This is a genomic window from Actinosynnema sp., from assembly GCF_052038725.1.
This window is the reverse complement of record NZ_JBQGCX010000502.1, coordinates 1-4,193: the sequence shown is the minus strand read 5'-3', so window position 1 is coordinate 4,193 and position 4,193 is coordinate 1. Positions and strand designations below refer to the sequence as shown.

4 protein-coding genes are annotated in these 4,193 nt (G+C 74.3%); 2 read left to right on the top strand and 2 right to left on the bottom strand.

Translation table 11 applies throughout. The annotated features are described in order from the left end of the window. A partial coding sequence (locus ACTUAL_RS10065) for an FAD-dependent oxidoreductase (protein ID WP_440900080.1) occupies positions 1 to 567 on the bottom strand: 567 nt, incomplete at its 3' end. Between the two features lie 41 nt (positions 568 to 608). After that, complete coding sequence (locus ACTUAL_RS10060) at positions 609 to 1,136, bottom strand: YbhB/YbcL family Raf kinase inhibitor-like protein (protein ID WP_096496557.1); 528 nt, start codon at positions 1,134 to 1,136, stop codon at positions 609 to 611. A gap of 153 nt (positions 1,137 to 1,289) precedes the next feature. Between ACTUAL_RS10060 and ACTUAL_RS10055 the strand changes: the two genes are divergently transcribed. Both ACTUAL_RS10055 and ACTUAL_RS10050 read left to right on the top strand, forming a co-directional pair. Then, on the top strand, positions 1,290 to 2,066 hold the full coding sequence (locus tag ACTUAL_RS10055; RefSeq protein ID WP_440900079.1) for a polysaccharide deacetylase family protein: 777 nt from the start codon (positions 1,290 to 1,292) through the stop codon (positions 2,064 to 2,066). 143 nt (positions 2,067 to 2,209) lie between these two features. Then, the gene (locus ACTUAL_RS10050) at positions 2,210 to 4,144 is read left to right on the top strand and encodes a patatin (protein WP_440900078.1); all 1,935 of its coding nucleotides are present in this window, start codon (positions 2,210 to 2,212) and stop codon (positions 4,142 to 4,144) included. Positions 4,145 to 4,193: the final 49 nt, after the last annotated feature.

The following is a 4,193-nucleotide window of genomic DNA, read 5'->3' as shown; positions in this document are numbered from 1 at the left end:
CGACGAGAACACGTGCGCGAACTCGGTGGCCACGAACCCGCTGCCCAGGATCACCATCCGCCGGGGCAGCCGGTCCAGCCGCATCACCGTGTCGCTGGTGTGGAAGCCGGTCTCGACCAGGCCCGGCACGTCCGGCACGACCGGGCGCGAGCCCACCGCGATCACGAACCGGTCGGCGGTGATGGTCTCGCCTGCGCCGGTGTCGAGCGTCTTGGGGCCGGTGAACCGGGCCGTCCCGCTGTACACGGTGGTGTTCGCGCTGCCGCTCTCGCGCCACCGCCTCCCGCCCTCGGCGATCGGGTCGATGCGCCCGAAGATCCGGTCGCGCACGTCGGTCCAGCGCACGCCGTCGAGCGAGGCGTCCACGCCGAAGCGGGCCGCGCTCGCCGGACCCGCCGCGAGGTCGGCCGTGTGCACGAACATCTTCGTCGGGATGCAGCCCACGTTCAGGCAGGTCCCGCCGAACACGCCCTTCTCCACGATCGCGACGTCCCAGGCGGCGAACGCCTCGTCCACGATGGAGTTGCCGGAGCCGGTGCCGATGACAACCAGGTCGAAGTGCCTCACGCCCTGCTCAACCCTCTCGTCCTGGCGGATGTTCCCGCCGCTCAGTGCTGGTAGGTCGGCGTGATGATCGCCCGCGCCAGGGTGTGGAACGCCAGGTTGAAGCTCACCGCGGCGGGCGAGGCGTCGCCGTCCACGTCCAGCGCCTCGACGTCGACCGCGTGCACCACGAAGAAGTAGCGGTGCGGGCGGTCGCCCTTGGGCGGGGCCGCGCCGCCGAACGCGCGCGTGCCGTAGTCGCTGCGCACGTGGAACGCGCCGCCGGGCAGCGAGTCGTCGTCCGCGCCCGCCCCGGTGTCCAGCGAGGTGGTCGAGACCGGCAGGTTCACCGCGACCCAGTGCCAGAAGCCGGACGGGGTGGGGGCGTCCGGGTCGAAGCAGGTCACCACGAAGCTCTTCGTCCCCTCGGGGAACCCGCTCCAGGACAGCTGCGGCGAGGTGTTGCCGCCCTCGAACACCTGCGCCTGCGGCAGGGGCTGCCCGTCGGCCACGTCGGTCGAGGTGACCTGGAACGCGGGAGCGGTCGGGAGCAGCGAGTACGGGTCCGGCGCGACGGGTCGGTCGAGGCTCATCGGGTCCTCCGCTGGTGATCTTGGCTGTCGGGCCCGACCCTATCCCCGGCGGTTCGCGATCGCCGTGCAACCCGGATGGCGGCGCCCGCGTCTCATCCGGAGGAAAAGCAATCCTCCGGGGGGATCCACTCCATGCGCGCGTTGGCAGTAGCGATGACGGCTGCCCTGGGACTGCTGGCGGCCTGCTCGCCTGCTCCCGAAGCCCCCGAGGCGGCGCCCGTGCCGCCGAGCACGACGACCACCTCCACGACCACCACCCCACCCCCGCCGCCGCCGAAGCTGTTCCAGCAGCCCTACCGGTACGGCACGGCCCAGAAGGAGGCCCCGCCGCAGGAGGGCGACCTGGCGCCGGTGGTCAGCAGCATCGAGACCGACAAGCCCTACGTGTTCCTGACCATCGACGACGGGGCCGTCCGGCACCCCAAGGCGCTCCAGCTCATCCGCGACTCCGGCATCGAGCCGTCGCTGTTCCTCAACACCACGCACGTGCAGCCGGACCCGGCGTACTTCAACGCGATCCGGGGCGCGGGCGCGCACGTGCACGCCCACACCACGGACCACCCGAACCTGCGCGGCATGGGGTACGAGGCGCAGCGCGCGGAGATCTGCGGCAATGCCGACTACCTCGGGGCGGCGCTCGGGACCAGGCCGACCCTGTTCCGCCCGCCGTTCGGCAACTACGACCTGAACACCCGCCGCGCCGCCGCCTCGTGCGGGATGCGGGCGGTGGTGCTGTGGACGGCGGCGGTCAACGACGGCGTGGTGCAGTTCCAGGTGGGGGACAGGCTGCGCGGCGGCGACATCGTGCTCATGCACTTCCGGGACAGCTTCGTGGCCGACTTCACCGCGTTCTGCGAGCGCGCGAAGGCGGACGGGATGACCCCGGTGCTGCTGGACGACTTCCTCGCGCCGCCGAGCGAGCGGCACTGAGCGAGCGGCACTGACCGGACGGCACTGAGCGGGCGGCGCTGACCGGACGGCGTCGGCGGGTGGGGCGCACGACTGCTCCACCCGCGCGCCTTCCCCGGATCAGCCCTAGCGGCGCACCCCGCACCGCGCGGGACCATCCGGTGATGGCGGCAGGCGACGACGGGGACGACGAGGACTTCGACAGGTGCTGCGACCTCACCATGCGCGGCGGGGCCACGAGCGGGATCGTCTACCCGCTGGCCGTGGTCGAGCTGTCCAAGCACTACCGGTTCCGCTCGCTCGGCGGGGCCTCGGCCGGGGCGATCGGGGCCTCGTTCGCGGCGGCGGCCGAGCGCGGGCGGGACAGCGGCGGGTTCGACCGGCTCGCCGACACGGTCTCCTGGTTCGCGGCCGGGCAGCAGCGGCTCGCCCAGCTGTTCCAGCCGACCAGGGCCACCCGCAAGCTCTACCGGCTGGTCACCGCGACCATGCAGAGCCGGGAGACCACCGGGCGCAGCGCGGCGGTCTCCCTGGTGTTCGCGCTGCTGGGCGCGATCGGCCTGCGGGCCAAGGCCGCGCTCGCCGCGGCGCTGCTGGTCTGGCTGGCCGGGCCGGTGCTGTGGTTCGGCGCGGTCGCCTGGCCCGGCTTCCCGACCTGGGGGCTGGCGGCGATCGTGGTGGCGGCCGTGCTCGCGGTGCCGTGGGTGGCGGCGAAGGCGCTGCCCAGCGGGCGCGGGCCGCTGCCCGCCCGGATCGGCCTGCTGCTGCTGGCGGCCGTCCCGCTCTACCCGATCGTCCCCCGGCTGCGCGCGGACTGGGCGGTGCTGGCGTCGGCCGCCACCGCGGGCGTGGTGTGGCTGGTGCTCGGCTTCGGGCTGGCCAGCGCGGTCGTCCTGATCTACGCGGGCGGGGTGCGCAGGTTCGTGCGCGAGCGGGCCGCGTCCATCGGCTTCGGGCTCGTGCCCGGCACCGGCGGCTACCGGTCGAGCTGGTGGGACCGCCGCTGCGGGATGCCGAAGTCCACCGGTGTCCCGCCGCTGAGCGACTGGCTCGCCGACTCCCTCGACCACCTCGCGGGCGTGCGCGGGCTGCGCTTCTCCGACCTGACCACGAACCTGGTGCTGATGAGCACCGACGTCTCCGAGGGCCGCCCGTGCAGGCTGCCGTTCACCTCGGACGACCGCTGGCTGTTCTGCGCCGACTGCCTGGCGGCGGTGCTGCCCGCGCGGGTGGTCGACCTGCTCGGCGACGAGGGCGCGGACGACGCGCGCTGCCCGCTGCACCCGGCGACCGCGCTGCGCGTGCTGCCCGCCGACCTGCCGGTGGCGCTCGCGGTGCGGATGAGCACGCCGATGCCCGGCCTGATCTCGGCGGTGCCGCTGGTGCGCGCCGACCCCGAGCCGAGGGTGCACTGGTTCTCGGACGGCGGCATCACCAGCAACTTCCCCATCCACTTCTTCGACACCCTGCTGCCCCGCTGGCCCACGTTCGGGCTCACCCTGCAGGGCTACCCGGCGCCGGACGCGCCGGACGTGTGGCTGCCCGAGCAGGACGCCTCGCAGGAGGGCAGGCCGTGGCGGGCGGTCACCGGCGCGGTCGGGTTCGCGCAGGCGGTCCTGGACACCGCGCTCGGCTGGCGGGACGCGATGCAGTCGGCGCTGCCGGGCTTCCGCGGGCGGATCGCGCACGTGCGGCTGCGCGGCGGCGAGGGCGGCACGAACCTGTTCATGCGGCCGGAGACGATCCGGGCGCTGGCCGAGCGCGGCCGGGTCGCGGGGGAGCTGCTGCGCACCAGGTTCACCCAGGAGGGCGGCGAGCGGACCGCGCGGTACCGGTGGATCCGGATGCGGATCGCCATGCGCGAGTACCAGGAGCTGGCCAGGCAGGCGCGCGAGCGCGGCGAGCAGTACCGGGAGCTGGCGGACGGCTACCCGGTGCCGGAGGAGCTGAAGTCCTGGTTCGCGGACCCGCCCGCCGGGACCGACCCGTTCGCGGCCGACGTGCGGTTGACCCTGGACCAGCTCGGCGGCCTGGTGCCCGGCCCGTTCGACGGGGCGCCGCCGGTGAACCCGGACCTGCGGCTCAACCCGGCCGAGTGAACGGGTCCCTGGGCGGGTGACGTGATCGGGCGGGGCGCCCGGTGCCCAG

Excerpts from the sequence above, each read along its gene's own strand:
- ACTUAL_RS10050 (WP_440900078.1), top strand. The coding sequence starts at position 2,210 with ATGGCGGCAGGCGACGACGGGGACGACGAGGACTTCGACAGGTGCTGC.
- ACTUAL_RS10060 (WP_096496557.1), bottom strand. The coding sequence starts at position 1,136 with ATGAGCCTCGACCGACCCGTCGCGCCGGACCCGTACTCGCTGCTCCCG.
- ACTUAL_RS10055 (WP_440900079.1), top strand. The coding sequence starts at position 1,290 with ATGACGGCTGCCCTGGGACTGCTGGCGGCCTGCTCGCCTGCTCCCGAA.